Consider the following 25,891-nt stretch of genomic DNA (forward strand, 5'->3'; position numbering starts at 1 on the left):
ATGATCGTGGGGTGGACGACGCTTTCCTCGTCCACCGTGTCGTCTGAACAATTTCGAGGAGAGAAGGGCAGATGAGCAAATTCTGGAGCCCCTTCGTCAAGAGCCTGGTGCCCTATGTACCGGGTGAGCAGCCGAAGCTGAGCAAGCTGGTCAAACTCAACACCAACGAGAATCCCTACGGCCCGTCGCCGCGAGCCATCGCTGCCATGCAGGCCGAGCTGAACGACGACCTGCGCCTGTATCCCGATCCCAACGGCGACCGCCTCAAGCAGGCGGTGGCAGCCTACTACGGCGTGCCGAGCAGCCAGGTGTTCGTCGGCAATGGCTCCGACGAAGTGCTGGCCCATGCCTTCCACGGTCTGTTCCAGCACGGCAAGCCGCTGCTGTTCCCGGATATCAGCTACAGCTTTTATCCGGTCTACTGCGGGCTGTACGGCATCCAGGCCGAGCCGATCGCCCTGGACGAGCAGTTCCAGATCCGCGTCGAGGATTATGCGCGGCCCAACGGCGGCATCATTTTCCCTAACCCGAACGCGCCGACCGGTTGCCTGCTGGCGCTGGAGGCGGTTGAGCGTCTGCTGCAAGCCAACCCGGACAGCGTCGTGCTGGTGGACGAGGCCTATATCGATTTCGGCGGCGAATCGGCGATCGGCCTGGTGAGCAGGTACCCTAACCTGCTGGTCACCCAGACACTGTCCAAGTCGCGCTCGCTGGCTGGGCTGCGCGTCGGCCTGGCGGTGGGGCACGAGGATCTGATCGAGGCATTGGAGCGGATCAAGAACAGCTTCAACTCCTACCCGCTGGACCGCATCGCCATCGCCGGTGCTGCCGCGGCGTTCGAGGATCGCGCCTACTTCGAGCAAACCTGTGCGGCAGTGATCGCCAGCCGTGAACAGGTCGTCGCCGGCCTGCAGGCCATGGGTTTCGAGGTGCTGCCTTCGGCCGCGAACTTCATCTTCGCCCGCCACCCTCGGCGTGACGCGGCCGGCATTGCCGCCTCGCTGCGTGAACAGGGCGCGATCGTGCGCCACTTCAAGCAGGAGCGCATCGCCCAGTTCCTGCGTATCAGTATCGGCTCGCCCGAGCAGAACCAGGCGTTGCTCGACGCACTCGCGTCGCTCTGAGCGTCAGCCGTTCATGAAAAAGCCAGGGCATAGCCCTGGCTTTTTCGTATCTGCGCGAAGTTGCCGACGCCACTCAGTGCTGATGGCCCTGGCCAATGAAGGTCAGCGACGTGAAATAGCCGCGGCTGTCGATATCCGCATCGCCTTTCACCGGCTGGGTGGCTTCGGCAGCGATGACGTTCAGGCCTTCGTTGCGTACCGTCACCTGAGCCTCGCCCTTGGCGTCGGTGGTGGCGCTGATAGTGTCCGGCGCGCTGCGGTAGTCACCGATCAGCTTTACATCGGCGGCTGGTTTGCCGTCGATCAGCACGCGTACGGGAAGCGGCTTGCCGACGCCGACCTCGAGGGGATCGGCCAGGGGCACGATCACCATGCGCAGCCCTTTCAGATCGGGCAGGTGGGCGTGTGCCTGGAGGATCGACAGGCTGTATTTGTAGGTGTGCAGTGCCTCCACAGCGCCCGGCACCTGGCTGCGGCCCTGATTGATCCATTCACCATCGGCGGTCTTTGACCAGGCGCCATTGTCCAGGGCGACTGCCAGCGACGCTGGTGTGCTCAGGGGTTTGAGGCGTGCGTGGTCGGCGAGACGCTCGATGGTCACCGGCACGCTCTTGCCGGCACCATTGAACGCCCAGGCGCGGCTGATTTTCTCAGCCTTGAAGGCATCGTCTTCAGCGCCATGGCCGTAGACCACTTCGATGTTGCCGCGGCGCTGCTCCGTCCACAGGCCGTGGGCACCGGCCTGGCCGGCGACGGCGAGGAGGGCGAGTAGAGCGGCGGTTTTACTTGAGATGCGCATGGTGCGTCCTTTCGATCAGAGGTTGAGGGTCAGGCTGACACTAAGGTTGCGCGGCTCGCCGGGGAGCACCCAGGCGCTGTTGTAGGCGCGCTCGTAATATTTGCGGTCGAACAGGTTGTTGAGGTTCAGGCCCAGGGTCACGTCTTCACTGGCCTTGTAGTGGGCGAGCAGGTCGACCGTACTGTAGGACGGCAGGGTGAAGTCGCTGCCCGCCTGACCAGAGCGCTTGCCGACATGGTTGAAGGCGGCGCCGATGTCGGATCCACGCAGGGCACCGTTCTGGAATTCGTACACGCTCAGCAGGCTGCCGCTGTGGCGAGCGATGCCCAGCAGGTCACTGCCCTTGGGCAGCGCTGCATCGCCCTCGGTCACTTCGGCATCGATGTAGGCGTAGGCGCCGATGATCCGCACCGCATCGCTCAACTGGCCGCTGAACTGCATATCCAGGCCCTGGCTACGTGCCTTACCGGCGGCGACGCTGTCGCCAAGGGCATTGGTGGTGATGACGTTTTCCTTGTCGATATGGAACAGCGCGATGGTGCCGCCAAGGCGCCCGTCGAGCAGATCGAGCTTCACCCCGGTCTCATAGCCCAGGCCCTTTTCCGGCTTGTAGACCTGGCCACGGGTGCCGATGGTGTTGGGTTTGAAGGAGGTGGACGCGTTGGCGAACACACCCATCGCTGGGGTGAGCTGATAGAGCAGGCCGAGGCGAGGTGTGGCGACGTCTTTCTCCTGGCGGTTACTGACCCGCGTGGTGCGGTTCAGGGCGGTCTGCTCGATGCGCTCCAGGCGTACGCCCACCAGGCCACGCAAGCGCTCGGTGAAGGCGATCTGATCCTGCAGGTTCAGGGCGTAGCTTTCCGTGCGTTCGTGAAAGTCGTTGGCACGGGTCAGTGCCGGCTTCGCCTGGCCGTACACCGGGTTGTAGATATCCAGGCCGTAACTCGCCAGCGTTGCGCTCTGTGGGTACTTCTGGCTGTTGCGATAGTTCTCGTATTCGAGACCGATCAGCGTCTGGTGCTGCCAGCCGGCGAACTCGAAATCACCATGCAGTTCGGCCTGGGTGATGCTGTCGTTCCATTCGAAATCACGCTGGCGGTAGAAACGGGTGATGGTGGTGCCTACCAGTGCCTGGGGTTCCGAGCTGTTTCCCCGCAAGGTGCCCTGGGTGTAGTGGTTGGCCAGGCGCAGTTTCCAGGCGTCGCTCAGGTAGTGTTCGAGGGCCAGGTCAAGGGTCTGGTTGTCGTTGCGGATGTCCCCATCGTTGGGCTCGCCCATGAAAGTCGAGCGCTTCACCGAGCCTAACTGGCCATTGACCGCCGGGATCCCGCGATCGAATACCGACTCGGTGCGCGAGAACTCGGCGTCCAGCATCAGCCGGGTGTCCGGTGAGAGCTGCCAGCTCAGTGAGGGACTGACGATACGCCGTTGGCTGCCGACGTGATCGCGGAAACTGCCGTTGTCCTCGATGGCCATGTTGACCCTGGAGAGCAGGCTGCCGTCCTCGTTCAGCGGGGTATTCACATCCAGGCTGCTGCGATAGCGATCCCAACTGCCGGCGCTGAACGACAGCGTGCTGAAGGCTTCATCCTGCGGGCGCTTGCTGACGATGTTCACCAGCCCGCCAGGATCGCCGCGACCATACAGGCTGGCGGCCGGACCCTTGAGTACTTCGATGCGCTCGATGCTGGAGGTGTCCGGCGAGCTGTAGCTGCCGCGGTTGATGGCGAAACCGTTCTTGTACAGTTCGCCGGTGGTGAAGCCGCGCACGCTGTAGTTGAGAAAGGTCAGGCCGCCGAAGTTGTTCTGCCGCGATACGCCGCCGGCAAAGTCCAGGGCTCGGTCGATGCGCGTGGTGTTGAGATCTTCGAGCACCTGGGCAGGCACGACCTGGATGCTCTGCGGTGTGTTGCGAATATCGGTATCGGTGCGCGTGGCCGTTGCCGAGCGCGTGGCACGGTAGCCCAATACCGGGCCATCGGCCGACTCCTGGCGATGTTCGGCGCTGATCACGCTCTCATCGAGTTGCAGGGTGCCGGTGCTTTCGGCGTACGAGGAAACACTCAGCAAGCCGAGCGGCAAGCTGCTGAACAGAGCGAGGGAGCGACGCAAGATGCAAATCCTTGGCAGGTTATAAAACGTAATAACATTACATTTTAACACTGGCAGACCGCAACGTCTGCGTTCAGACGATGCAGCCTCTGCTGGGGATCAGTTGCTGGTGGCGGCAGGCGGGCGGATGCCGATCTCGGCCTTGAGCTCCATCGGCTTGCCATTGCGCATCAATTCGATACGAATGGTCTCGCCGGGCTTGGCACGGGCGACCTGGTTCATCGAACGGCGTGCATCGTCTGCCGGCTCGCCGTCGATCTTGAGGATCAGGTCGTTGGGTTGCAAGCCGGCCTTCTGCGCCGGGCCGTTGCGGAAGATAGCGGCAACGATGATGCCTTGACGGCCTTCCAGGCCAAAGGACTCGGCCAGCTCCGGCGTCAGCGGTTGCACTTCGAGGCCCAGCCAGCCGCGGATCACCTTGCCGTGCTCGATGATCGCCTGCATCACTTCCATTGCCAGATTCACCGGGATGGCGAAGCCGATGCCCTGGGAACCGCCGGGTTTGGAGAAGATCGCCGTGTTGATGCCGACCAGGTTGCCATAGGCGTCGACCAGCGCGCCGCCGGAGTTGCCCGGGTTGATCGCTGCGTCGGTCTGGATGAAATCTTCGTAGGTGTTGAGGCGCAGCTGGTTGCGACCGGTGGCGCTGACGATACCCATGGTCACCGTCTGACCGACGCCGAACGGGTTGCCAATGGCCAGGGTGACATCGCCGATGCGGATGTTGTCCGAGCGCCCGAGGGTCATGGCTGGTAGATCCTTGAGGTCGATCTTCAGCACCGCCAGGTCGGTTTCCGGGTCGCTTCCGATCACCCTGGCCAGGGTCTCGCGACCATCCTTGAGCACCACCGCGATCTCGTCGGCATTGGCACTCACATGGTTGTTGGTCAGCAGGTAGCCTTCCGGGCTCATGATCACCGCCGAGCCGAGGCTGGACTCCATGCGTCGCTGGCCAGGCAGGTTGTCGCCGTAGAACTTGCGGAACTGCGGGTCATCGGGCAACGGGTGGTTGGATTTGCCGGTGTACTTGGTGGTGTACAGGCTGGCCACCGCCGGCGAGGCGACGCTGACGGCCGTGGCGTAGGAGGCCGGGCCCTCCTGGGAGCGGGCGTAGATCGGCGCCTGGCGCAGCTGAACGTCGTGCATGGGCAGACCGACCAGTTGCGGATACTGCTGCATGATCAGCAGCGATACCAGAACGCCAACCAAGAGTGGCCAGCCGAAAAAACGCAGGGCCTTGAGCATCGATCCATCCTGAGGGTTGCGAGGCCCCTATCGGGCCCTTAAGGTGCGCCATTATAGAGAACCGCGCCAAGAAAGCAGCGGTTCGCCACCGTTCGTGAGGAAAACTGTATGGCTATCGCCCTGACTACTCTGGTAGAGGACGCTGAGCGCTACCTGGGCGCTACGCGCATCAGCGATTATTGCCCCAACGGCCTGCAGGTCGAAGGACGGCCGCAGGTTCAGCGCATCGTCAGTGGCGTGACTGCCAGCCTGGCGATGATCGAGGCCGCCGTCGAGGCGCGCGCCGATGTGCTGCTGGTGCACCACGGCTACTTCTGGAAGGGCGAGAACCCCTGCCTTACCGGCATGAAGCAGCGTCGCCTGAAGACCCTGCTGGCCAACGACATCAGCCTGCTGGCTTACCACCTGCCGCTGGACGTGCACCCTGAAGTGGGCAACAACGTGCAACTGGCGCGTCAGCTCGATATCACCGTCGAGGGGCCGCTGGAGCCGGATAACCCGCGTACGGTCGGCTTGATCGGCTCGCTCGCGCAACCGCTGAGCGCCCGCGACTTCGCCCGTCGCGTGCATGAGGTACTGGGCCGCGAGCCACTACTGGTGGAGGAAGACAGAATGGTCAGCCGTATCGGCTGGTGTACGGGGGGCGGCCAGGGCTACATCGACCAGGCCATCGCCGCAGGCGTCGACCTGTACCTCACCGGGGAAGCATCCGAGCAGACCTACCACAGCGCCCGGGAAAACGGCGTCAGCTTTATCGCCGCCGGCCACCATGCCACCGAGCGTTATGGCGTGCAGGCGTTGGGCGAGTACCTGAGCCGACGCTTCGCTATCGAGCACCTGTTCATCGATTGCCCGAATCCGATTTGAGCGTCAGACGTCCAAATTCCCAGGCATAAACCTAGACCGTTTCGATCTAAGTGCCGTCCTGATTAGAAGTAGGCGCTGTGCTAGAGTGCGCGCTCGTCCAAGGCCCGTCTGGCCTGAATAAAATACCGTGACCTCGTGAGTAGCCATGCTCGACAAACTGACGCACTTGAAACAGCTCGAGGCGGAAAGTATCCACATCATTCGTGAAGTGGCCGCCGAATTCGATAACCCGGTGATGCTCTATTCCATCGGCAAGGATTCCGCCGTGATGCTGCATCTGGCGCGCAAGGCGTTCTTTCCCGGCAAACTGCCGTTTCCGGTGATGCACGTCGATACGCGCTGGAAATTCCAGGAGATGTACCGCTTCCGCGACAAGATGGTCAGCGAGATGGGCCTGGACCTGATCACCCACATCAATCCCGACGGTGTGGCGCAGGACATGAATCCCTTCACCTACGGCAGTGCCAAGCACACCGACGTGATGAAGACCGAGGGTCTCAAGCAGGCGCTGGACAAGTACGGCTTCGATGCCGCCTTCGGTGGCGCGCGCCGCGACGAAGAGAAGTCCCGTGCCAAGGAGCGCGTCTACTCGTTCCGCGACAGCAAGCACCGCTGGGATCCCAAGAACCAGCGCCCCGAGCTGTGGAACGTGTACAACGGCAACGTCAAGAAGGGCGAGTCGATCCGCGTATTCCCGCTCTCCAACTGGACCGAGCTGGATATCTGGCAATACATCTATCTGGAACAGATCCCGATCGTACCGCTGTACTTCGCCGCCGAGCGCGAGGTCATCGAGAAGAACGGCACGCTGATCATGATCGATGACGAGCGCATTCTCGAGCACCTGAGCGACGAGGAAAAGTCGCGCATTCAGAAGAAGAAGGTGCGTTTCCGCACCCTGGGTTGCTACCCGCTGACCGGCGCGGTGGAGTCCGAAGCGGAAAGCCTGACCGACATCATCCAGGAAATGCTCCTGACCCGGACCTCCGAACGCCAGGGCCGCGTGATCGATCACGACGCCGCCGGCTCGATGGAAGAAAAGAAACGTCAGGGCTATTTCTAAAATACGGCTACAGGCGTCAGGCCACAGGCTTCAGGCAGAGGCGGAGAAGATAAATGGACTTCGAGCGGCTTGAGGTCTGGCAGCGCGCCCGGACGCTGACGGTAGATGTATACAAAGGTTTCACCGAGTGCCGTGACTACGGTTTCAGGGATCAGATCACTCGTTCGGCTTTGTCCATCCCTAGCAATATCGCTGAAGGGATGGAAAGAGGTAGCGACAAGGAGAAGTGCCGGTTTCTGTGGATTGCCAAAGGCTCTTGTGCAGAGTTGAGAACGCAGATCCTTATCGGCGCTGATATTGGCTATATAAGCCAGCCTGTCGCCACCCCCTGGCTCGAAGAGTCGATGCGTATATCGCGAATGTTGACTGGCCTGATAACTCGTATTTCTGAATGATTTTTGTGCTGTAAGCCTGCCGCCTGCAGCTTGCAGCCTGGAGCCCAAATGTCTCACCAATCCGATTTGATCAGCCAGGACATTCACGCCTACCTGGCTCAGCACGAGCGCAAGGAACTGCTGCGCTTCCTTACCTGCGGCAACGTCGATGACGGCAAAAGCACCCTGATCGGGCGCCTGTTGCACGACTCCAAGATGATCTACGAGGATCACCTGGAAGCCATCACCCGCGATTCGAAGAAGAGCGGCACCACCGGTGAGGAAGTCGACCTGGCACTGCTGGTCGACGGCCTGCAGGCCGAGCGCGAGCAGGGCATCACCATCGATGTCGCCTACCGCTATTTCTCCACTGCCAAGCGTAAGTTCATCATTGCCGACACCCCCGGCCATGAGCAGTACACGCGCAACATGGCCACCGGTGCCTCGACCTGCGACCTGGCGATCATCCTGATCGACGCCCGTTACGGCGTGCAGACCCAGACCAAGCGACACAGCTTCATCGCGTCCTTGCTGGGCATCAAGCACATCGTCGTGGCCATCAACAAGATGGACCTCAAGGACTTCGACCAGGGCGTGTTCGAGCAGATCAAGGCTGACTACCTGGCCTTCGCCGAGAAGATCAACCTGCGGCCGAGCACCCTGGAGTTCGTGCCCATGTCGGCGCTCAAGGGCGACAACGTGGTCAACAAGTCCGAGCGCTCGCCCTGGTACACCGGCCAGTCGCTGATGGAAATCCTCGAGAGCGTGGAAGTGGCGGGCGACCGCAACTTCGACGACCTGCGTTTCCCGGTGCAGTACGTCAACCGTCCGAACCTCAACTTCCGCGGTTTCGCCGGTACCCTGGCCAGCGGCATCGTGCGCAAGGGTGACGAAGTCATCGCGCTGCCGTCGGGCAAGAGCAGCCGGGTCAAGTCCATCGTCACCTTCGAAGGTGAGCTGGAGCAGGCCGGTCCGGGCCAGGCCATCACCCTGACCCTGGAAGACGAGATCGACGTATCGCGTGGCGACATGCTGGTACACGCCGACAACCGCCCGCAGGTAGTCGACACCTTCGACGCCATGCTGGTGTGGATGGCCGAAGAGCCGATGCTGCCGGGCAAGAAATACGACATCAAACGCGCCACCAGCTACGTACCGGGCTCGATCGCCAGCATCACTCATCGGGTCGACGTGAACACCCTGGAGCAGGGCGCGGCGAGCAGCCTGCAGCTCAACGAGATCGGCAAGGTCAAGGTCGCGCTGGATGCGCCCATTGCCCTGGACGGCTACGAGCACAACCGCACCACTGGTGCGTTCATCGTCATTGATCGCCTGACCAACGGCACCGTAGGCGCCGGCATGATCATCGCCGATGCCAGCAGCGGCGCGCACCATGCCGACAGCGGCCATGTGTCCACCGAGGAGCGCGCTGCGCGCCTCGGCCAGCAGCCGGCTACCGTGCTGTTCAGTGGCCTGTCCGGGGCTGGCAAGAGCACCCTGGCCTACGCCCTGGAGCGCAAGCTGTTCGATATGGGGCGTGCGGTGTACGTGCTCGACGGCCAGAACCTGCGCCATGACCTGAACAAGGGGCTGCCGCAGGATCGTGCCGGCCGTGCCGAGAACTGGCGTCGTGCCGCCCATGTGGCGCGTCAGTTCAACGAAGCCGGGCTGATCGCCCTGGCCGCCTTCGTGGCGCCGGATGCCGAAGGGCGTGAGCAGGCCAAGGTGCTGATCGGTACCGAGCGCCTGATCACCGTCTACGTGCAGGCTTCGCCGCAGGCATGTGCCGAGCGTGATCCGCAGGGGCTGTACGCGGCCGCTGGCGACAACATCCCGGGTGAGTCCTTCCCATACGATGTGCCGCTCGATGCCGATCTGGTCATCGATACCCAGAGTGTGTCGGTGGAGGAAGGCGTCAAGCAGGTGCTGGCCGTGCTGCGTGTCCGTGGTGCCATCTAAAACCTGCTCATGACCAGCTGTGCTTCGGCGCAGCTGAGCTGAAAACAGGTTTTGATGGACATAAAAAATGCCCGCGCTCTCACGAGGCGGGCATTTTCATTTCAGTACTGACGATCAGATGCCGTGACCACGGGCGCGCTCGCGCTCGTTGATCTCCATCTGTTCGCAGGTCAGGAAGCCCTTGCTTTCCACGCGGTCAGCCGAATTGAAGGCGACGTAGTAGGGCTGCTCCTTGCCATCCTTGTTGAGGATGTAGTTGTTGCAAGTGCCCGGCGTGATGGTGCGGTTGACCTCCGAGGAAGGCGGGCCACCCAGCTCCAGCACGGTGGACTTGCTCATGTCCTTTTCCACCTGTTTGACCAGCGGTTCGTTGCGGAAGGTGAAGTGGTCGACCGGATTCTCGGGCTTGCCGGCACAACCGGTCAGAACGGCCAGTACACAGGCGGCACCCAGGCTTTGCTTGAACATGGTTAGTTTCCCTTGTGATGAACCAGACCATTTTTCTGAGCCTGGGCCAGGGAATTAAGTTCGGCTTAAATCACTGCGGCCTGTGCAGGTCGTTCCCGGTGGGCCTGCCGGTCACTGGTCTTATCGCTCGCTGGCGGACTGCTGTTGGCTGCTGTCGACGGCTTCGCCCAGGATGGGGGGCGGATGACGGCTGGGCAGCGCCAGCGCCTGGGCGCTGAGCAGGCTCAGCAGCAGGGTGATGGTCAGGGCTTTCATGGTGTACCTCGTCTCGCTATGTTCGGTGTTTCACGGAACCATGCTAGGGGCGAGGCAGTCAGGGATGAAGTCGAACGGCTCGATAGTGGCCATCGACCGTCATGATGCGTGTTGCGCGTGACCATCGACTCGGCCAAGGACGCCCCAATGGAGACTGAAATGGGTCATCGTGCAGTTCCCCGTTATCCACTGGTGCTGGTGCCCGGCATACTGGGTTTCGTCAGTTTGTTCGGTTTCGAATACTGGTACGGCATCACCACCGCGCTGCGTAACCAGGGCGTGGACGTGTACCCGGCGCGCCTGTCACCGGTGCACGCCACTGAACTGCGTGGCGAGCAGCTGATTTTGCAGATCGCCGAGGCGCGGCGGCGCAGCGGCGCAGAGAAGGTGCACCTGGTCGGTCACAGCCAGGGTGCGCTGGTATGTCGTTATGCCGCCGCACACCGGCCGGAATGGGTCGCCTCGGTCACCTCGGTGGCAGGCCCCAACCAGGGCTCGGAGCTGGCCGATCACCTGGAACGCAAGTACGCCTCGAACGGCCTGAAAAGCCTGCTATTGCGCATGGGCACCCATATGCTGGCGCGGCTGTTCACCTTGCTGGACAGCGGCGCGCGCGGCGCGACGATGCCGATCAACGCCCTCGCCGCCCATCGCTCGCTGACCACCGAGGGCGTGGGTATCTTCAACCATCAGTATCCGCAGGGTTTGCCCCCGACCTGGGGCGAAGACGGCCCCGAGGAGGTCAATGGCGTGCGCTATTACTCCTGGTCCGGCACCCTGCAGCCGGGCATCACCGATCAGGGTGGCAACCGACGTGATCCGTCGAACTGGTTCTGTCGCCGTTTCGCCCGTTCCTTCGTGCGCGAGGCCGGCCAGTGCGACGGCATGGTCGGGCGGGTCAGCTCACACCTGGGCAAGGTGATTCGCGACGACTACCCGCTCGATCACCTGGACATCGTCAACCAGCACTTCGGCCGGGTCGGCGAGGGTGTCGATCCGCTCGGCCTTTACATCGAACACCTGCGTCGGCTGCACGAGGCAGGTCTGTAAGGCGCCGTAGCCTCGGTCGAGCGGAGCGATACCCAGGGGGCTTCATTGTGCTTGTGCAGCCTTCAACGCATCGTAAGCCGGCGCCGCGTAAATGCCGACCTCGACCGCCAGCTCCAGCACTCGAGGCAGGTCGGTGGTGTAAACCAGCACGGCCTGCAGCTCGTCATCCAGCGGTTCACTGAAGTCGACCAGCGTATAGCCCTGGGTTTCCCTCGACAGGCTGCCGAGCTGCACCTGGATGCGGTTCAGGGCCTTGAGCGGTTCGATCTTCTTCAACTGCTTGGCGGTCAGCACGAAGCTCACTTCGGGCCCGAAGGACTCGGTGATCTGCGCGAACAGCGCTTCGTAGCCATCGGCCTGGAACAGCACGGTCTCCGGCAGGTTGCCGACCACCGTCCACTCGCCCAGGGGAATGGGAAAGCTGTCGTCGTAGTTGATGTCCGGGTTGGCCGCCAGGAAGGCGGCCGGGTCGGCGTAGGCCTGGGCCGCTTCGTCGGCGATGCGGCCGATTTCGTTCTGAGGCAGGCAGCCCGAGCTGATTTTGCCGATGAGTTCTTCGAGCTGGGCGCGCATGGCGATTTCCTGATGATGATTTTGGGTGCGAAAGGCTGCCCGTTAGCGGCGTTCAGCGCAACTGGCTTTCCGCCAGGTTGCGGGTGCGGGGAATGAGCCCGGCGTCCCAGTGCCTGGCGCCCCACTGCAGCAGCTCCTCGGCGCTGGCATCAGCTAATTCAACTGGCGCGGGCTGGCCCAGGGCACGTAGCGCGCGGATCAGCAAAGGCGTGGCCTGGTCGCCGGGCAGGGGCGGCGAGCGGTAGGACTTGCCGAGCTTGTGGCCGTCGGGCTGGATGATCAGCGGCACATGCAGATAACGCGGCTGGGAGAAACCGAGCAGCTCCTGCAGGTAGAGCTGGCGTGGCGTGGAGTCGAGCAGGTCGGCGCCGCGTACCACGCTGTTGATGCCCTGCCAGGCATCGTCCAGCACCACGGCGAGCTGATAGGCGTACAGGCCGTCGCGGCGGCGGATCACGAAGTCGCCGACCTCGCGACCCAGGTGCTGGCTGTACTCGCCCTGCACGCGATCGGTAAAGCGATAGATCAGCTCGGGCACGCGCAGGCGTATGGCCGCGTCATGGCGAGGGTGCCCGGCATTGCGGCAATGGCCCGGATAGATGCCGCCGCTGCCCTCGAGCTGCTTGCGCGAGCAGGTGCAGGCGTAGGCCAGGCCCTGGTCGAACAGGCGCTGCACCAGCGCTTCGTATTCGCTGTGGCGATCGCTCTGGCGCACCAGCTCGCCGTCCCAGTGCAGGCCATAGCGCTCCAGGGTCTGCAGGATGGCAGTTTGGGCACCAGGCACCTCCCGGGGCGGGTCGAGGTCTTCCATGCGCAGCAGCCAGCGGCCGCCAACGGAGCGGGCATCGAGATAGGAGGCGAGGGCGGCGACCAGCGAGCCGAAGTGCAGATAGCCACTGGGCGTGGGTGCGAAACGACCGATATAAGCGGGTTTAGGCATGGCGGGGCGTTTGTGCGGGACAAAACGAAACGGGGCGCCTGAGCGCCCCGTCTGTGGATCGACTCAGGAGCCGACCTGTTTTTCCTTGATTTCCGCCAGGGTCTTGCAATCGATGCACAGGGTGGCGGTAGGGCGCGCTTCCAGGCGACGAATGCCGATCTCGACACCGCAGGAGTCGCACCAGCCGTAGTCTTCGTCTTCGATCAGCTGCAGCGTCTCGTCGATTTTCTTGATCAGCTTGCGCTCACGATCACGGGCACGCAGTTCCAGGCTGAACTCTTCTTCCTGGCTGGCGCGGTCGGCTGGATCGGGGAAGTTGGCCGCTTCGTCCTGCATGTGGTGCACGGTACGGTCGACTTCCTGCATCAGTTCCAGCTTCCATTTGTTCAGGATACTGGTGAAGTGGGCGCGCATCGCCTCGCTCATGTACTCCTCGCCCTTGGTTTCCTTGTAGGGTTCGAAGCCACGAATCAATTGGCCGTTTGTTGCTTTTGCTTTGGTGGGCATGGATGACCGCCTCTCACTCTCTCTAATCCACTGCGCAGGGAATGTGTCCGTTGCCGTTTACAATAACGGCCCTGCGACTGCAAGCGGGCGAACTTACCAGATCGACTCAAGCCGCGCCACTCCCGGATGTTGCGGTAGTGCATCTGGTTTCCAGCCGGCTCTGCCTAGGCTTCGCGGTGGGGCTCAGGAGCCACCCCGTGACTGATGCCAAAGCCTGCAATCGCAACGTAAACACGTATTTCAGTGGTGCGTTGGCACGGTATGACAGAGCGCCCCTGATAGAATTCCACCTTTATCGTTTCCCGGGGCATTCCCATGGCACAGCCTTACAGCGCCCGCAGCCGCGCGATCGAACCCTTTCACGTGATGGCCCTGTTGGCCCGCGCCAATCAGTTACAGGCCGAGGGCCATGACGTCATTCATCTGGAGATCGGCGAGCCGGATTTCACCACCGCCGCGCCCATCGTCGCCGCCGGCCAGGCGGCGCTGGCTGCCGGCCATACCCGCTATACCGCCGCGCGTGGTTTGCCGGCATTACGTGAGGCGATTGCCGGCTTCTACGCGCAACGCTATCGGCTGAGCATAGACCCCCAGCGCATTCTCATCACGCCGGGCGGCTCCGGTGCACTGCTGCTGGCGGCGAGTCTGTTGGTCGACCCCGGTAAGCACTGGCTGCTGGCCGACCCGGGCTATCCCTGCAACCGGCATTTTCTGCGCTTGGTCGAAGGCGCGGCGCAGCTGGTGCCGGTCGGCCCCGAGCAGCGTTATCAGCTCACTTCCGACAGCGTGGCCGAGTACTGGAAGGCCGACAGCGTCGGCGCCTTGCTCGCCTCGCCGGCCAACCCGACCGGTACGCTGTTGAGCGCCGCCGAGCTGGCGGCCCTGTCCCAGGCGCTGAAAGCCCGTGGCGGGCATATGGTGGTCGACGAGATCTACCACGGCCTGACTTACGGCGTGGACGCCAGCAGCGTGCTGGAGGTGGATGACGAAGCTTTCGTGCTGAATAGCTTTTCCAAGTACTTCGGCATGACCGGTTGGCGGCTGGGCTGGCTGGTGGCGCCCGAGTCAGCGGTAGCGGATCTGGAGAAGCTGGCACAGAACCTCTACATCAGCGCGCCGAGCATGGCCCAGCATGCTGCGCTGGCCTGCTTCCAGCCGGAGTCGATGGCCATCTTCGAGGAGCGTCGTGCCGCCTTTGCAGAGCGCCGCGACTTCCTGCTGCCGGCGTTGCGCGAGCTCGGCTTCGGCATTGCCGTCGAGCCCGAGGGGGCCTTCTATCTGTATGCCGACGTGAGCGCGTTTGGCGGCGATGCCTATGCCTTCTGCCAGCACTTCCTGGAAACCGAGCATGTGGCCTTTACGCCGGGACTGGACTTCGGTCGCCACCAGGCCGGCCATCATGTGCGCTTCGCCTACACCCAGAGCCTGCCACGACTCGAAGAGGCCGTCGCGCGCATTGCCCGTGGCCTGAATAGTTGGCAAGCCCATGCGGTTTGATCCGCCCCTCGAAGAGGCCCGGTTGCTGCGTCGCTACAAGCGCTTTCTCGCCGATATCGAGACCGCTGACGGTGAATTGCTGACCATCCACTGCCCGAACACCGGCTCGATGCTCAACTGCATGAGCGAGGGCTGTCGGGTGTGGTTCAGCCGCTCCGACGACCCCAAGCGCAAGCTGCCCGGCACCTGGGAGGTCGGTGAAACGCCCCATGGCCGGCTGGCCTGCATCAATACCGCGCGGGCCAACGCCCTGGTCGAAGAGGCCCTGCGTGCCGGGCGAATCCCCGAGTTGGCCGGCTTCACGGCCTTACGCCGTGAGGTGCCTTACGGCGTGGAGCGCAGCCGGGTCGACTTCTGCCTCGAGTACCCAAGTGGCGCGACCTTCATCGAAGTGAAAAGCGTGACCCTGGGGTTTGCCGACACGAGGGTCGCGGCCTTCCCGGATGCGCGCACCGAGCGCGGCAGCAAGCACCTGCGCGAGCTGGCTGCCCTGGCGCGCAGCGGCGTGCGCGCCGTGCAGCTGTATTGCGTGAATTTGTCGGGTATCGAGGCCGTGCGCCCTGCCGAAGAAATCGATCCGGCCTATGCTGCTGCGCTGCGCGAGGCGGTGCAGGCGGGCGTTGAGGTGCTGGCCTATGGGGTGGATATTTCGCCTCAGGGGATCGAGGTGGTACGCCGTTTGAATGTGCTGCTGACTTGAGAGCGTTCCCGGGGATCGCTGCGCTCGACCCGGGCTACGGGGCGGTGTCGCTCTGGTAGCCTGGCGTTGAACGAAGCGATACCCAGGGTTATTGGTGCTACAGATCGACCCAGATCCCCTCGCCATCCTCGCGGCTGTCGATAGGCCGCAGCGTTTGCCCCTCGCAAGGCCCTGCCACGCACTCACCGGACTCGATCAGAAACAGTGCGCCATGCCGTGCGCACTGGATCAGGCTGGCACTGGGATCGAGAAACTGGTCGGCCTGCCATTCCAGCGGCACGCCGCGGTGCGGGCAACGGTTGCGGTACACGAACACCTCGCCGCCCTTGCGCACGGCGAACAGCTGCATGTCTTCAATATCAAAGCCCCGGCTCTGAGCTTCCGGCAGCTCGTCGGGGGCGCATAGACGGATCATCGAGCTCTCCAGGCCAGGGCGGGGGATTATCCCGCATCGGCCTGGGGATGGAAGAGCCGTGTTCGTGCGCGGATGGCGTGTCTAGAACTGCCAGGATGCCGAGACCCGGAAGTTGCGTCCCACTTCGCTGTAATAGTCGTTGGGCTGAGCCAGGGCGCCGGTCGGGACGTTGAGCGCGTTCCAGTATTTCTTGTCCAGCGCGTTGAACAGCCCGGCCTGCAGTTTCACACCATCAAGCATCGCGGGCTGCCAGTAGCCAGTCAGGTCGACCACGCCGTAACCAGGCGCCTTGAAGTCACCCGCGTTCTCGACCTTGTTGCGTGCTGCCGCTGCACGCAGCATCAAGTCTGCCCCATAGTGATCGGCTTCATAGCCGAGCCCCAGCAAACCGCTCAGTGGCGCCACCGAGCTCAAGTGTTGATCGGTCTGACGATCCTTGCCTACCGCCCAGGCCACGGAGCCCCAGAGTTTCCACTGGGTAATGAATTCCCAGTGAGCCGTGGCTTCTGCACCGTAGATGCGAACCTTGGAGCGGTTCTGTGTCCGGGTCACGCCTAGCGGGTAGTCGGCATTGTCCAGTCCGATTGAGGCGAGCGTTGCCGCGTCCACGGCGACACCTTCGTCGATGAAGTTCTTGTAGCGATTGTCGAACAGGGCGAGCGAACCGCCGAGGCGTTGATCGCCGAGGCGTGCGCCGACCTCGAAGCCGTTGCTTTCCTCTGGCTTGAGGTCAACGTTGCCGAGGCGAAGATAGCTGCCTTCGGCGCCATAGTTCATGTACAGCTGGGTCGCATCCGGTGCCTTGAAGCCTTGTGCCCACTGGGCGTAGAGCAACAGATCATCATCTGCTTGCCAGCTGGCGAGCAGGCTGCCGGAGAGTTTATGGTCGCTGCTGCTGCGCAGGGTCTGCTCGTTGCTGGGATTGACGTTGTTGGCGAAGTCGCCACCGGCTTTGGGTTGCTGTCGATAGGCGTCATAGCGAATGCCCGGTGTCAGTGTGATGGTGTTGTCGGCAAAACCGATTTCATCACGTGCGTAGATGGCCCATTGGCTACCCTCGGCTTTGGGCATATCCGCCTGGTTGGTGTGCAGGAAGTCGCAGGCGGCAGGCCCCATGTACATCGGGTTACTCGGGTCGATGCTGAAAGCCGGGCAATTGTCGTAGCCTTCGGAGACTTGCTGCGTATCGATCCGGTAGAGTTCGGCACCCGCCACCAGGTGGTGAGAGGTGTCGGCCAGCCGGAGCGTTTTACCGGCCTCGCCAGACACACCGTACAGCTCCTTCTCTATCTGGTTGTCGCGCCCGAATGCTCCGCTCGGGTAGCGATACGGATTGCCCGGCAGGCGACCTACCGTTTGGAACACCACATCCGGAATATTGGCGCGCGCGTCTCTGAGTACGCGGGTGCCAGCCTGGTCATCGTTACGGCGCAGTTTCTGCCAGTAGGCGATGACATTGGCGTGATCCAGCAGTCCATCGGCGGTGTCCGCCACGAAGCCGTAGTCGATGGACAGGCGCTCGCGCCGTACATGCTTGGTCGTGCTGTTGTCGCCAATCAGATAGTTGCCGCCCTGATTGCTGCGGCTGTCGATATCGTAGTCGCGGTCAAAGTGCTCGGCCGTGAAGCCTAGCTTGTGGCCACCTTCTAAATCCTGCTGGAGCTTGAACAGCAGGCTTTGCTGATCGGTATCGGCCGGGTTGGCACGGGTGCGCGTGGCGCCAAAACTATTCGACGTGCCAGCATTTTCCAGCTCATGTCCCTGCCGCAGCCCCCCCTGTAACAACCAACTGGTGTTTTGGTAGCGGCCCGCCAGTGCCGCATTCAGGCCCCAGCTATCGTCGGCACTGTCGTAGTCGGTTTTGATCAGGCTGCCGAAAGTCTTGCCGTTCACAAGCAGATCCTGCGGGTTCAGTGTCCTCAACTGGACGGCGCCGCCCAGCGTACCGGAGCCTACCTGGCTGGAATTCGAACCCCGCACGATATCCACGGCGGAAAGCCCATTGAAGTCCACACTGTCGAGTCCGCCTTGAGCGCCGCCGGTCGGGCCTTGGCTACGTGCGCCATCGGTCAGCCAGGGCACGCGAATACCATCGATTGTCGTCAGTACCCGATCCCGGTCGAGCCCGCGAATGTTGATACTTTCATTGCTGCGATTGAAGTTAACCCCCGGTTCCGCACGCCGTCCCAGATCGTCGAAGCTGCGAATCAGGCGCTGATCCATTGTCTTGGCATCGGTCGAGGTGGTGATGGGCAGTGACTGCTCGACGGCGCTGCCGATAACCCGTGTGCTTTCAAGTTCTGTCACTTTGCCTTGCGCCTGTTGGGCAACGGCGAACGCAGGGCTGAACAATAAAAAGGCTAGGCAGGAGCGAAGTGGGAAGGGCGGGGTAGGCGACATGCGATTCTCCTGTCATGTCGAAATGCGGAAGAAAAAGATGTCGCATTAGATGGTAGTGATTATCGTTTGTAAACAAGATTGTCTAGCGGTTAAGATTATTTAATGTTTGCTGGGTTTTACTCTCCAATCCAGCCGTTTACCCTTCCGGTCTATGGTTTTCCTCGCCTGTTCAGCGGGCCTTGCAAGGGAGTTGAAGTGATGAGCGATCTGTCCGTGGCCGACGCAGGCCTGTATGCCGCCTGGCAAACCCTGCGTGCCGAGCAGCCGTACCTGCGGGCCCGGGATGCGGCGGCGAAGTTGGGCGTCAGCGAGGCCGAGCTGACCGCCAGCCGCCTGGCTGTGGATACCGTGCGCCTGCGCCCCGACTGGGCAACGTTGCTGCCCGCGCTGGGCGAGCTTGGCCACGTGATGGCACTGACCCGCAACGAGTCCTGCGTGCACGAGCGCAAGGGCGTTTACCGCGAGGTGACGATTGCCGGGAATGGCCAGATGGGCCTGGTGGTGTCGGCGGATATCGACCTGCGCCTGTTCCTTAGTGGTTGGTCCAGCGTCTTCGCCGTGGCCGAGCAGACGCCGCGCGGCGTGTTGCGCAGCGTCCAGGTGTTCGATCACCAGGGCACCGCGGTGCACAAGGTCTACCTTACCGAACGCAGCGAGCTGGATGCTTGGGAGCCGCTGCTCGCGCGTTTTCGCGATGAGCAGCAAAGCAGCGAACTGGCGCTCAAGCCGATGCCGGAGCCCGCAACCGTGCAGCCGGACGACGCCATCGACGGCGAGTCGCTGCGCGCCGGCTGGGCGGCGCTGAAGGACACCCACCATTTCTTCGCCCTGCTGAAGAACCACGGCGCGGCACGCACCCAGGCGTTACGCCTGGCCGGTCGTGAATGGGCCGAACCGCTGGCGCCCGAGGCGCTTGCGGGGGTGTTCGAGCGCGCGGCAGCCGGCGACGTGCCGATCATGGTGTTCGTCGGCAACCATCACTGCATCCAGATCCATACCGGGCCGATCAGCAACCTGAAGTGGATGGACACCTGGTTCAACGTGCTGGACCCGCAGTTCAACCTGCACCTCAAGGCCAATGACGTTCACACGCTGTGGCGCGTACGCAAACCGAGCAGCGATGGCGTGATCACCAGTTGGGAGGCGTTCGATGCCAACGGTGAGCTGATCGTGCAGGTGTTCGGCGCGCGCAAACCGGGCGTGCCGGAACGTGAGGACTGGCGTCTTCTGGCCGAGCAGACACCCGCTCTGCCAGCCTGACGCTACACTGCCAGCGCCTGCCGCCGCTGCCTGTTGGCGGCCGATACGAATTCGCTTCCGGAGTTGCTCCATGATCCGTCCCCTCGCTGCATTCACCCTGTTCGCCAGCCTGCTGGTGCCACTGGCGGCAAGCGCCGACAACCTGCCGCAACGCTGGGTCAGCGCCGGGGGCTCCCTGAGCGAGTGGGTGGTCGAGCTCGGCGGTGAAGCCAAGCTGGTTGGCGTGGACACCACCAGCCAGCACCCGGCTTCGCTGCAAAAACTGCCCAGTGTCGGTTACCAGCGCCAACTGGCCGCCGAGGGCATTCTGGCCTTGCGCCCCGAGGTGCTGCTCGGTACCGATGAGATGGGCCCGCCGCCGGTGCTGGCACAGCTGGCCGCCGCCGGCGTGAAAGTCGAGGCGCTGCCTGCCGATGCCAACCTGCAGGTGCTGCAAGGCAATCTCGAGCGCATAGGTGTGCTGCTGGGCGACGAGGCCCGGGCCGAGCGCGTTTTCGCCGCCTATCAGGCGCGCCTGAGCGAGCAGGCTGATTGGGTCGCCAAGGCTCAGGCACAAACCCCGGCGCCAACCGCTCTGCTGCTGCTCGGTCACGCCGGCAGTAGCCCCATGGCCGGCGGCAAGGACACGGCGGCGGCCTGGATGATCGAGCAGGCCGGTGGCAACAACCTGACCACTCACGAAGGCTACAAGGCACTGTCCACCGAGGCGCTGCTGGCGCTGGACCCTGACGTGGTGATCTTCGCCGACCGCCGCCTGAGCGGCGACGAGGCCAGACAGGCGCTGCTCAAGCAGAACCCGGCCCTGGCCTCGACCAAGGCCGGCAAGCAAGGTCGTCTGGTGGCCATCGACCCGACCCTGCTGGTCGGCGGGCTCGGCCCGCGCATTCCCGCCGGCCTCGCTGCGCTTTCTGCCGCCTTCTACCCCGGGCGTACGCCGCTGGCAACCGCCACGCCATGAAGCCGGTGATTGCCCCGCGCTCACTGTTCATCGCGCTGGGTCTGCTGTTGGCACTCGCTTTGTGGCTGTCCCTGGCCCTCGGGCCGGTGAGCCTGCCGCTAGGCGATACCCTGCGAGCCGCCCTGCGCCTGGCCGGTTTACCACTGGCGGACGATGGCCTGCAGCAGGCCGAGCTGATCCTTGGCCAGATCCGCATGCCGCGTACCCTGCTGGGCCTGGCGGTCGGCGCCGTGCTGGCGCTGTGTGGCGTGGCGATGCAGGGCCTGTTTCGCAACCCATTGGCCGACCCCGGCCTGATCGGCGTTTCCAGCGGTGCGGCGCTTGGCGCGGCCATCGCCATCGTCGGGAGCGCCGCCATGGGGGGGATGCCGGAGCTGTTCGCGCCTTACCTGCTATCGCTGTGCGCCTTTCTCGGTGGCCTGGTGGTGACCGCGCTGGTCTATCGCCTGGGGCGCCGCAACGGGCAGACCAGCGTGACCACCATGCTGCTTGCCGGTATCGCCCTCAATGCCCTGGCGTTCGCCTGCATCGGCCTGTTCACCTACCTGGCCGACGATGCCACCTTGCGCACCCTGACCTTCTGGAACCTGGGCAGCCTCAACGGCGCCAGCTATGCCCGGCTGTGGCCGCTGCTGCTGGTGACCCTGGCGGTGGCGCTGTGGCTGCCGCGCCGTGCTCTGGCGCTGAATGCCTTGCTGCTCGGCGAGTCCGAGGCGCGTCACCTGGGCGTTGCGGTGGAGCGCCTGAAGCGCGAGCTGGTGTTCTGCACCGCGTTGGGTGTCGGTGCCGCCGTGGCTGCAGCGGGGATGATCGGTTTCATCGGCCTGGTGGTGCCGCACCTGGTGCGGCTGTTGGTCGGGCCCGATCACCGCGTGCTGCTGCCGGCTTCGGCGCTGGCGGGCGCCAGTTTGCTGCTGCTCGCCGATCTGTTCGCGCGGCTGATCCTGTCGCCCGCCGAGCTGCCCATCGGCATCGTTACCGCCCTGATCGGCGCGCCGTTCTTTCTCTATCTGCTGCTGCGAGGACGCACCTGATGCTCAGTGCCCGCAACCTGTCGATCCAGCGTGGCGACAAGACGGTGCTGGCCGATATCGACCTGCAACTGCAGCCTGGTGAAGTGCTGGGCGTGCTCGGCCCCAACGGCGCTGGCAAGAGCACCTTGCTGGGCGCCCTGTGCGGCGAGTTGAGCCCGGCTGCGGGTGAGGTCGTTCTGGACGACCGGCCGCTGCAGGAGTGGCCGGGCACGGCCCGCGCGCGGCGCCTGGCGGTGTTGCCGCAAAGCTCGTCGCTGAACTTCAGTTTCGTGGTCGGCGATGTGGTGATGATGGGCCGCATGCCCCACGATACGGGCCGCGAGCGTGATGAACAGATCGTCCGCGAGGCGTTGCAGGCCGCCGATGCCGAGCACCTGGCCGAACGCAGCTATTTGCAGCTGTCCGGCGGCGAGCGTCAGCGTGTGCACCTGGCGCGGGTGCTGGCGCAGCTGTGGCCGGGCGGTGCCGAGCAGACGCTGCTGCTCGACGAGCCGACCTCCATGCTCGACCCGTTGCATCAGCACACCACCTTGCAGGCCGTACGCCGCTTCGCCGAACAGGGCGCCGCGGTGATGGTCATTCTCCATGATCTGAACCTGGCGGCCCGGTATTGCGACCGCCTGCTGTTGCTCAACGACGGTCGTGCCCATGCCATCGGCCTGCCTGCCGAGGTGCTGCGTGCCGAGCCGCTGCACGCGGTGTTCGGCCTGGAAGTGCTGGTGCAGCGCCACCCCGAACGCGGGCACCCACTGATCGTCGCCCGCTGAAGGAAGCCCGATGCGTACGCTGTTTTTCGCCCTGCTGGTGCTGCTCACTGCCTGCCAAAGCCAGCCCGTCCTGGCGCCCGTGCCCGCGTGGCAAAGCCCAGAGGGGCGTGGGCACGCCGAGCTGGGGCAAATCATCGACCTGCGCCGCCGCGCACGGCTGACGCCCGAGCAACTCGTCGCTCGATTGGCAAAGGCTCCCCGAGTGCTGGTCGGCGAGCAGCATGACAACCCGGATCACCACGCTCTGCATCTGTGGTTGCTGCGCGCCCTGGAGGCGCGGCGAGGGCAAGGCAGCCTGTTGCTGGAAATGCTCGCCAACAGCCAGCAGCCGCAGGTCGAAGATGTGAAGCAGCAATTGCGTGAAGGCCTGCAGATCGCCGATCTGCCCAAGGCGCTGGAGTGGAGCAACGGTTGGCCGTGGGCGCTGTACGGCCCCATCGTGCATCATGCGCTGGTACAGGACTACCCGCTGCGTGCCGCGAATCTCGACCGTGCCGAGATCATGATGATCTACCGGCAGCAGCCAGTGCTGAGAGGAGAGGCCTCCACCGCGGCGGCCGTGCAGGAACCGCTGCTGGCGCAGATTAGCGAGTCCCATTGCGACAAGCTGCCGATCAGCCAGCTGCCAGCGATGCTCGCCGTGCAGCAGCAGCGCGACCGGCGCATGGCCGAGCAACTGTTGAAAGCACCGCAGCCGGCGATGTTGTTCGCTGGCGCCTTTCACGTGCGCCGCGACCTGGGCGTGCCGCTGCACCTGAGCGACCTGGGCGAGCCGGATGGCGCCCAGGTGCTGATCCTTTCCGAAGTGGGTAAGCCGGTGACCGCCGAGCAAGCGGATTACGTGTGGTACACCGCCGCCTTGCCGCCCGAGGACCATTGCGCGCGATTTCGCTAGCGCAAGATCCTCTTAGGGCGGGTCAGGTGCTTGTCTCGGGGGCGAGACGCATCCGGTTATCGGCGCCTCTCAGGCTGCTTCAGAACCCTTCCAGCACGATCTTGCCCTTGGCCTTGCCGCTTTCCAGCAGGGCATGGGCGCGGCGCAGGTTTTCGGCATTGATGGTGCCGAAGTGCTCGCCCAGGGTGGTTTTCAGGGTGCCGGCGTCCACCAGGTCGGCGACGCGATTGAGCAGGCGGTGTTGCTCGATCATGTCGGCGGTCTCGAACAGCGAGCGGGTGAACATCAGTTCCCAATGCAGGGAGATGCTCTTGCGCTTGAGCTTCATCACGTCCAGCGGCTGCAGCGGGTCGTCGATCAGCGCCAGGCGGCCTTGCGGGGCCAGGGCCTCGACGATGGCGTCATAGTGCTGGTCGGTCTGGGTCAGGCTGGCCACGTGGGTGACCTGGGCGATGCCGATCCGCGCCAGTTCTTCGTTCAGCGGCTTGCTGTGGTCGATCACATGATGGGCGCCCAGTTCGCGAACCCAGGCCTGGGTTTCCGGACGCGAGGCGGTGCCGATCACGGTCAGCCCGGTGAGCTGTCGGGCCAGTTGCACGAGGATCGAGCCGACGCCACCGGCGGCGCCGACGACCAACAGGCTCTGGCCCTGGTCGGCCGTGCCCTCGGCGACCTGCAGGCGGTCGAACAGCAGCTCCCAGGCAGTGATGGCGGTCAGCGGCAGGGCAGCGGCTTCGGCGAAGGGCAGGCTGCTTGGCTTGCGACCGACGATGCGCTCGTCGACCACATGCAGCTCGCTGTTGGCCCCGGCACGGTTGATGGCGCCGGCGTAGGCGACTTCATCACCGACCTTGAACAGCGTCACCTCGCTGCCGACCGCCTTGACCACACCGGTCGCGTCCCAGCCCAGTACCTTGGGCTGGCCGGCGTCGGGCGCCACGTTACGGCGGATCTTGGTGTCCACCGGGTTCACGGAGATGGCTTTCACTTCGACGAGCAGGTCGCGCGGGCCGGGCGTCGGTGCGTCGAGCGTGACGTCCTGCAGGGCCTGCGGATTATCGATGGGCAGCGACTGGTGATAGGCAACGGCTTTCATGGGGGGCGTCCTGTAGGGGCATGGGATGGAGGGCAGCTTGCGCCAATCCATTGCCAGGAAAAACCATAGGCAGCTAGAGTCTCTTTCAATATTTTTTTGAAGATGATCGCCATGCTGCGTTTCGATGACCTGCAACTGTTCGTAAGCATTGCCGGAGCGGGCAGCCTGTCGGCGGCTGCGCGCCAGCTGGACATATCGCCGGCCGTGGCCAGCGCCGGCCTCAAGCGCCTGGAACAGCAGTTGCAGGCGCGCCTGTTCGTACGCTCGACCCGTAGTTTGCGGCTGACCGCCGACGGCGAGGCCTTTCTGCTGCATGCCCGCCAAGCGCTGCAGAGCCTGGAGGCGGGGCGCCAACAACTGGCCGGCAGCAAGTCGGCGATCAGCGGGCCGCTGCAACTCGCGGCGCCCTCGGACTTCGGCCGCAACACGCTGCTGCCCTGGCTCGATACCTTCATGCAGACGCATCCCCAGGTGCAATTGCGCCTGCTGCTTGGCGACCGGGTCACCGATCTGTTTCGTGAGCCCGTCGACATCGCCCTGCGCTACGGCGCGCCGGAGGACTCGAGCTTGGTGGCGCTGCCAGTGGCGCCGGGCAACCGCCGGGTACTGTGCGCTGCGCCAGCCTACCTGCAGCGCCATGGCGAGCCGCGGCAGATCGCTGATTTGCGCCAGCACAACTGTCTGATCTACATGCTCGGCGGCCGCGCCTACGAGCGCTGGCGCTTTCACGACGGCGACCGGGCGCACGGCCTGCAGGTGGCCGGTGATCGCCTCAGCGACGATGCCGATGTGGTGCGGCGCTGGGCCGTGGCTGGCGCCGGGGTGGTGTACAAATCCTGGCTGGACGTGGCCGGCGACGTGCACGCCGGGCGCTTGCGCATCCTCTTGCCGGAGGTACTTGGCGAGCCGACGCCGTTGAATCTGATCTGCACCCACCGCGAGCAGTTGAGCAAGCCGGTGCACCTGCTGCGCGAGTTCGTGCAGGCGCGTTGCGGCGAGTTGCTGGCGCAAGCGCCGTGGCACCGTTAAGCTGCTGCGGCAATCCACCACAGCCCGTTTGCCGCCACTGCCCCTAAAATCGCCAGCCATGAACCTGTCCCGCTGCAACCGCTCATTGCTCGCCTGGGTGCTGTATTTCAGCGTCCTGTTCAGCGCGCTCGCCTGTGCGGTGAGTCATGGGCAGATGACCGGCCTGCAGCTCAGCGGCATGGATGGCGGCTATTGCGGCCTGGAGGCCGGCGCCAACGGCAGCATGGACATGGGCGGCTTGGATTCGGGCATGCCGATGCCGTTCATGGGCTCGGTGTGTCCGTTGTGCTCCACCTTCGTGGCCTTGGCCCTGGCGGCCTTCTTCGGCCTGCTCGGTCTGCTGCCCCGGCAGCGTCCCGCCACCCCACGCCCCAGCGCCGAGCCTGGCGGGGCGGTCCGTTACCTGTGGCCCTCGGCCAACCCTCGCGCATCGCCGCTGATCGCCTGACTCGCTGATTGTCGTTGCCTGCTGCGCTTGTCGCCGTGGGCAGTTCGTTCATGCAT

At 64.0% G+C, this 25,891-nt stretch carries 26 protein-coding genes; 15 read left to right on the forward strand and 11 right to left on the reverse strand.

The genetic code is table 11. The features are described from left to right. Positions 1 to 71 precede the first annotated feature (71 nt). A complete protein-coding gene (hisC, locus tag BVH03_RS07445; protein ID WP_075960572.1) occupies positions 72 to 1,124 on the forward strand; it encodes a histidinol-phosphate transaminase in 1,053 nt (350 codons plus the stop codon). Positions 1,125 to 1,197: 73 nt separating this feature from the next. Here the strand turns inward: hisC and BVH03_RS07450 are convergent, their stop codons facing one another. From BVH03_RS07450 to algW, 3 genes are all read right to left on the reverse strand, one after another. Beyond that, a complete protein-coding gene (locus BVH03_RS07450; RefSeq protein WP_075960573.1) occupies positions 1,198 to 1,923 on the reverse strand; it encodes a DUF4198 domain-containing protein in 726 nt (241 codons plus the stop codon). 15 nt (positions 1,924 to 1,938) lie between these two features. Further along, complete coding sequence (locus BVH03_RS07455; protein ID WP_143485910.1) at positions 1,939 to 4,038, reverse strand: TonB-dependent siderophore receptor; 2,100 nt, start codon at positions 4,036 to 4,038, stop codon at positions 1,939 to 1,941. A 96-nt stretch (positions 4,039 to 4,134) separates the two neighbouring features. After that, complete coding sequence (gene algW, locus BVH03_RS07460) at positions 4,135 to 5,280, reverse strand: Do family serine endopeptidase AlgW (RefSeq protein ID WP_075960574.1); 1,146 nt, start codon at positions 5,278 to 5,280, stop codon at positions 4,135 to 4,137. Between the two features lie 108 nt (positions 5,281 to 5,388). Between algW and BVH03_RS07465 the strand changes: the two genes are divergently transcribed. The 4 genes from BVH03_RS07465 (at position 5,389) to cysN (ending at position 9,543) form a co-directional block, all read left to right on the forward strand. Continuing rightward, positions 5,389 to 6,147 (forward strand): Nif3-like dinuclear metal center hexameric protein, encoded by a 759-nt coding sequence (locus tag BVH03_RS07465; protein WP_075960575.1) that lies wholly within the window; start codon positions 5,389 to 5,391, stop codon positions 6,145 to 6,147. Between the two features lie 145 nt (positions 6,148 to 6,292). Then, positions 6,293 to 7,210, forward strand: coding sequence for a sulfate adenylyltransferase subunit CysD (cysD, locus tag BVH03_RS07470; protein ID WP_027903667.1), 918 nt, complete (start codon positions 6,293 to 6,295; stop codon positions 7,208 to 7,210). Between the two features lie 53 nt (positions 7,211 to 7,263). Continuing rightward, the gene (locus BVH03_RS07475; RefSeq protein WP_075960576.1) at positions 7,264 to 7,605 is read left to right on the forward strand and encodes a four helix bundle protein; all 342 of its coding nucleotides are present in this window, start codon (positions 7,264 to 7,266) and stop codon (positions 7,603 to 7,605) included. Positions 7,606 to 7,653: 48 nt separating this feature from the next. Continuing rightward, positions 7,654 to 9,543, forward strand: a complete 1,890-nt coding sequence (cysN, locus tag BVH03_RS07480) for a sulfate adenylyltransferase subunit CysN (RefSeq protein WP_075960577.1) — start codon at positions 7,654 to 7,656, stop codon at positions 9,541 to 9,543. A gap of 114 nt (positions 9,544 to 9,657) precedes the next feature. Here the strand turns inward: cysN and osmE are convergent, their stop codons facing one another. Beyond that, on the reverse strand, positions 9,658 to 10,011 hold the full coding sequence (gene osmE, locus BVH03_RS07485; protein WP_075960578.1) for an osmotically-inducible lipoprotein OsmE: 354 nt from the start codon (positions 10,009 to 10,011) through the stop codon (positions 9,658 to 9,660). A gap of 120 nt (positions 10,012 to 10,131) precedes the next feature. Continuing rightward, positions 10,132 to 10,266 (reverse strand): hypothetical protein, encoded by a 135-nt coding sequence (locus BVH03_RS26750; RefSeq protein WP_256574651.1) that lies wholly within the window; start codon positions 10,264 to 10,266, stop codon positions 10,132 to 10,134. Between the two features lie 159 nt (positions 10,267 to 10,425). Here BVH03_RS26750 and BVH03_RS07490 point away from each other — a divergent pair, with 159 nt between their 5' ends. Beyond that, positions 10,426 to 11,316 carry a triacylglycerol lipase gene (locus BVH03_RS07490; RefSeq protein ID WP_075960579.1) on the forward strand — a complete coding sequence of 297 codons (891 nt, stop codon included), beginning with the start codon at positions 10,426 to 10,428 and terminating at the stop codon, positions 11,314 to 11,316. Between the two features lie 42 nt (positions 11,317 to 11,358). Here the strand turns inward: BVH03_RS07490 and BVH03_RS07495 are convergent, their stop codons facing one another. From BVH03_RS07495 to dksA, 3 genes are all read right to left on the reverse strand, one after another. After that, on the reverse strand, positions 11,359 to 11,889 hold the full coding sequence (locus BVH03_RS07495) for a hypothetical protein (protein ID WP_075960580.1): 531 nt from the start codon (positions 11,887 to 11,889) through the stop codon (positions 11,359 to 11,361). Between the two features lie 52 nt (positions 11,890 to 11,941). Beyond that, on the reverse strand, positions 11,942 to 12,829 hold the full coding sequence (gene gluQRS, locus BVH03_RS07500; RefSeq protein ID WP_075960581.1) for a tRNA glutamyl-Q(34) synthetase GluQRS: 888 nt from the start codon (positions 12,827 to 12,829) through the stop codon (positions 11,942 to 11,944). Between the two features lie 63 nt (positions 12,830 to 12,892). Beyond that, the gene (gene dksA / locus BVH03_RS07505; RefSeq protein ID WP_013792734.1) at positions 12,893 to 13,336 is read right to left on the reverse strand and encodes an RNA polymerase-binding protein DksA; all 444 of its coding nucleotides are present in this window, start codon (positions 13,334 to 13,336) and stop codon (positions 12,893 to 12,895) included. A gap of 315 nt (positions 13,337 to 13,651) precedes the next feature. On the opposite strand from dksA, the gene BVH03_RS07510 reads away from it, so the two are divergent. Together BVH03_RS07510 and sfsA are read left to right on the forward strand one after the other, a co-directional pair. Continuing rightward, positions 13,652 to 14,833 (forward strand): pyridoxal phosphate-dependent aminotransferase, encoded by a 1,182-nt coding sequence (locus BVH03_RS07510; RefSeq protein ID WP_075960582.1) that lies wholly within the window; start codon positions 13,652 to 13,654, stop codon positions 14,831 to 14,833. After that, the gene (sfsA, locus tag BVH03_RS07515) at positions 14,823 to 15,533 is read left to right on the forward strand and encodes a DNA/RNA nuclease SfsA (protein ID WP_075960583.1); all 711 of its coding nucleotides are present in this window, start codon (positions 14,823 to 14,825) and stop codon (positions 15,531 to 15,533) included. The genes BVH03_RS07510 and sfsA overlap by 11 nt, the downstream gene beginning before the upstream one ends. A gap of 97 nt (positions 15,534 to 15,630) precedes the next feature. Here sfsA and BVH03_RS07520 read toward each other — a convergent pair whose 3' ends face one another. Next, on the reverse strand, positions 15,631 to 15,948 hold the full coding sequence (locus tag BVH03_RS07520) for a Rieske (2Fe-2S) protein (protein ID WP_075960584.1): 318 nt from the start codon (positions 15,946 to 15,948) through the stop codon (positions 15,631 to 15,633). An 81-nt stretch (positions 15,949 to 16,029) separates the two neighbouring features. Next, complete coding sequence (locus BVH03_RS07525) at positions 16,030 to 18,348, reverse strand: TonB-dependent hemoglobin/transferrin/lactoferrin family receptor (RefSeq protein WP_075960585.1); 2,319 nt, start codon at positions 18,346 to 18,348, stop codon at positions 16,030 to 16,032. 198 nt (positions 18,349 to 18,546) lie between these two features. Between BVH03_RS07525 and BVH03_RS07530 the strand changes: the two genes are divergently transcribed. The 5 genes from BVH03_RS07530 to BVH03_RS07550 all read left to right on the forward strand — a co-directional run bounded on the left by BVH03_RS07530 (position 18,547) and on the right by BVH03_RS07550 (position 23,262). Further along, positions 18,547 to 19,608, forward strand: a complete 1,062-nt coding sequence (locus BVH03_RS07530; protein WP_075960586.1) for a hemin-degrading factor — start codon at positions 18,547 to 18,549, stop codon at positions 19,606 to 19,608. 70 nt (positions 19,609 to 19,678) lie between these two features. Then, complete coding sequence (locus BVH03_RS07535) at positions 19,679 to 20,566, forward strand: hemin ABC transporter substrate-binding protein (protein WP_075960587.1); 888 nt, start codon at positions 19,679 to 19,681, stop codon at positions 20,564 to 20,566. Then, on the forward strand, positions 20,563 to 21,600 hold the full coding sequence (locus tag BVH03_RS07540; RefSeq protein ID WP_075960588.1) for an iron ABC transporter permease: 1,038 nt from the start codon (positions 20,563 to 20,565) through the stop codon (positions 21,598 to 21,600). Before BVH03_RS07535 ends, BVH03_RS07540 begins: the two co-directional genes overlap by 4 nt. Then, positions 21,600 to 22,367 (forward strand): heme ABC transporter ATP-binding protein, encoded by a 768-nt coding sequence (locus BVH03_RS07545; protein ID WP_075960589.1) that lies wholly within the window; start codon positions 21,600 to 21,602, stop codon positions 22,365 to 22,367. Before BVH03_RS07540 ends, BVH03_RS07545 begins: the two co-directional genes overlap by 1 nt. A 10-nt stretch (positions 22,368 to 22,377) precedes the next feature. Then, positions 22,378 to 23,262: a ChaN family lipoprotein gene (locus BVH03_RS07550; RefSeq protein WP_075960590.1), complete on the forward strand. Its 885-nt coding sequence runs from the start codon at positions 22,378 to 22,380 to the stop codon at positions 23,260 to 23,262. 79 nt (positions 23,263 to 23,341) lie between these two features. On the opposite strand, the gene BVH03_RS07555 is transcribed toward BVH03_RS07550, so the two are convergent. Continuing rightward, complete coding sequence (locus BVH03_RS07555) at positions 23,342 to 24,358, reverse strand: zinc-binding alcohol dehydrogenase family protein (protein ID WP_075960591.1); 1,017 nt, start codon at positions 24,356 to 24,358, stop codon at positions 23,342 to 23,344. A gap of 111 nt (positions 24,359 to 24,469) precedes the next feature. Here BVH03_RS07555 and BVH03_RS07560 point away from each other — a divergent pair, with 111 nt between their 5' ends. Together BVH03_RS07560 and BVH03_RS07565 are read left to right on the forward strand one after the other, a co-directional pair. After that, positions 24,470 to 25,387 carry a LysR family transcriptional regulator gene (locus BVH03_RS07560; RefSeq protein WP_075960629.1) on the forward strand — a complete coding sequence of 306 codons (918 nt, stop codon included), beginning with the start codon at positions 24,470 to 24,472 and terminating at the stop codon, positions 25,385 to 25,387. A gap of 58 nt (positions 25,388 to 25,445) precedes the next feature. Beyond that, positions 25,446 to 25,835 (forward strand): DUF2946 domain-containing protein, encoded by a 390-nt coding sequence (locus BVH03_RS07565; RefSeq protein WP_075960592.1) that lies wholly within the window; start codon positions 25,446 to 25,448, stop codon positions 25,833 to 25,835. Positions 25,836 to 25,891: the final 56 nt, after the last annotated feature.

It is taken from the genome of Pseudomonas sp. PA15(2017) (genome assembly GCF_001945395.1).
In the GTDB taxonomy this organism is placed as follows: domain Bacteria; phylum Pseudomonadota; class Gammaproteobacteria; order Pseudomonadales; family Pseudomonadaceae; genus Aquipseudomonas.

Bases quoted from the DNA above. Each gene is read 5' to 3' on its own strand.
- algW (WP_075960574.1), bottom strand. From the start codon at position 5,280: ATGCTCAAGGCCCTGCGTTTTTTCGGCTGGCCACTCTTGGTTGGCGTT.
- BVH03_RS07495 (WP_075960580.1), bottom strand. From the start codon at position 11,889: ATGCGCGCCCAGCTCGAAGAACTCATCGGCAAAATCAGCTCGGGCTGC.
- BVH03_RS07540 (WP_075960588.1), top strand. From the start codon at position 20,563: ATGAAGCCGGTGATTGCCCCGCGCTCACTGTTCATCGCGCTGGGTCTG.
- cysN (WP_075960577.1), top strand. From the start codon at position 7,654: ATGTCTCACCAATCCGATTTGATCAGCCAGGACATTCACGCCTACCTG.
- hisC (WP_075960572.1), top strand. From the start codon at position 72: ATGAGCAAATTCTGGAGCCCCTTCGTCAAGAGCCTGGTGCCCTATGTA.
- cysD (WP_027903667.1), top strand. From the start codon at position 6,293: ATGCTCGACAAACTGACGCACTTGAAACAGCTCGAGGCGGAAAGTATC.
- BVH03_RS26750 (WP_256574651.1), bottom strand. From the start codon at position 10,266: ATGAAAGCCCTGACCATCACCCTGCTGCTGAGCCTGCTCAGCGCCCAG.
- BVH03_RS07520 (WP_075960584.1), bottom strand. From the start codon at position 15,948: ATGATCCGTCTATGCGCCCCCGACGAGCTGCCGGAAGCTCAGAGCCGG.
- BVH03_RS07530 (WP_075960586.1), top strand. From the start codon at position 18,547: ATGAGCGATCTGTCCGTGGCCGACGCAGGCCTGTATGCCGCCTGGCAA.
- BVH03_RS07555 (WP_075960591.1), bottom strand. From the start codon at position 24,358: ATGAAAGCCGTTGCCTATCACCAGTCGCTGCCCATCGATAATCCGCAG.
- osmE (WP_075960578.1), bottom strand. From the start codon at position 10,011: ATGTTCAAGCAAAGCCTGGGTGCCGCCTGTGTACTGGCCGTTCTGACC.
- sfsA (WP_075960583.1), top strand. From the start codon at position 14,823: ATGCGGTTTGATCCGCCCCTCGAAGAGGCCCGGTTGCTGCGTCGCTAC.
- BVH03_RS07535 (WP_075960587.1), top strand. From the start codon at position 19,679: ATGATCCGTCCCCTCGCTGCATTCACCCTGTTCGCCAGCCTGCTGGTG.
- BVH03_RS07490 (WP_075960579.1), top strand. From the start codon at position 10,426: ATGGGTCATCGTGCAGTTCCCCGTTATCCACTGGTGCTGGTGCCCGGC.
- BVH03_RS07465 (WP_075960575.1), top strand. From the start codon at position 5,389: ATGGCTATCGCCCTGACTACTCTGGTAGAGGACGCTGAGCGCTACCTG.
- BVH03_RS07450 (WP_075960573.1), bottom strand. From the start codon at position 1,923: ATGCGCATCTCAAGTAAAACCGCCGCTCTACTCGCCCTCCTCGCCGTC.
- BVH03_RS07550 (WP_075960590.1), top strand. From the start codon at position 22,378: ATGCGTACGCTGTTTTTCGCCCTGCTGGTGCTGCTCACTGCCTGCCAA.
- dksA (WP_013792734.1), bottom strand. From the start codon at position 13,336: ATGCCCACCAAAGCAAAAGCAACAAACGGCCAATTGATTCGTGGCTTC.
- gluQRS (WP_075960581.1), bottom strand. From the start codon at position 12,829: ATGCCTAAACCCGCTTATATCGGTCGTTTCGCACCCACGCCCAGTGGC.
- BVH03_RS07560 (WP_075960629.1), top strand. From the start codon at position 24,470: ATGCTGCGTTTCGATGACCTGCAACTGTTCGTAAGCATTGCCGGAGCG.
- BVH03_RS07525 (WP_075960585.1), bottom strand. From the start codon at position 18,348: ATGTCGCCTACCCCGCCCTTCCCACTTCGCTCCTGCCTAGCCTTTTTA.
- BVH03_RS07510 (WP_075960582.1), top strand. From the start codon at position 13,652: ATGGCACAGCCTTACAGCGCCCGCAGCCGCGCGATCGAACCCTTTCAC.
- BVH03_RS07475 (WP_075960576.1), top strand. From the start codon at position 7,264: ATGGACTTCGAGCGGCTTGAGGTCTGGCAGCGCGCCCGGACGCTGACG.
- BVH03_RS07545 (WP_075960589.1), top strand. From the start codon at position 21,600: ATGCTCAGTGCCCGCAACCTGTCGATCCAGCGTGGCGACAAGACGGTG.
- BVH03_RS07565 (WP_075960592.1), top strand. From the start codon at position 25,446: ATGAACCTGTCCCGCTGCAACCGCTCATTGCTCGCCTGGGTGCTGTAT.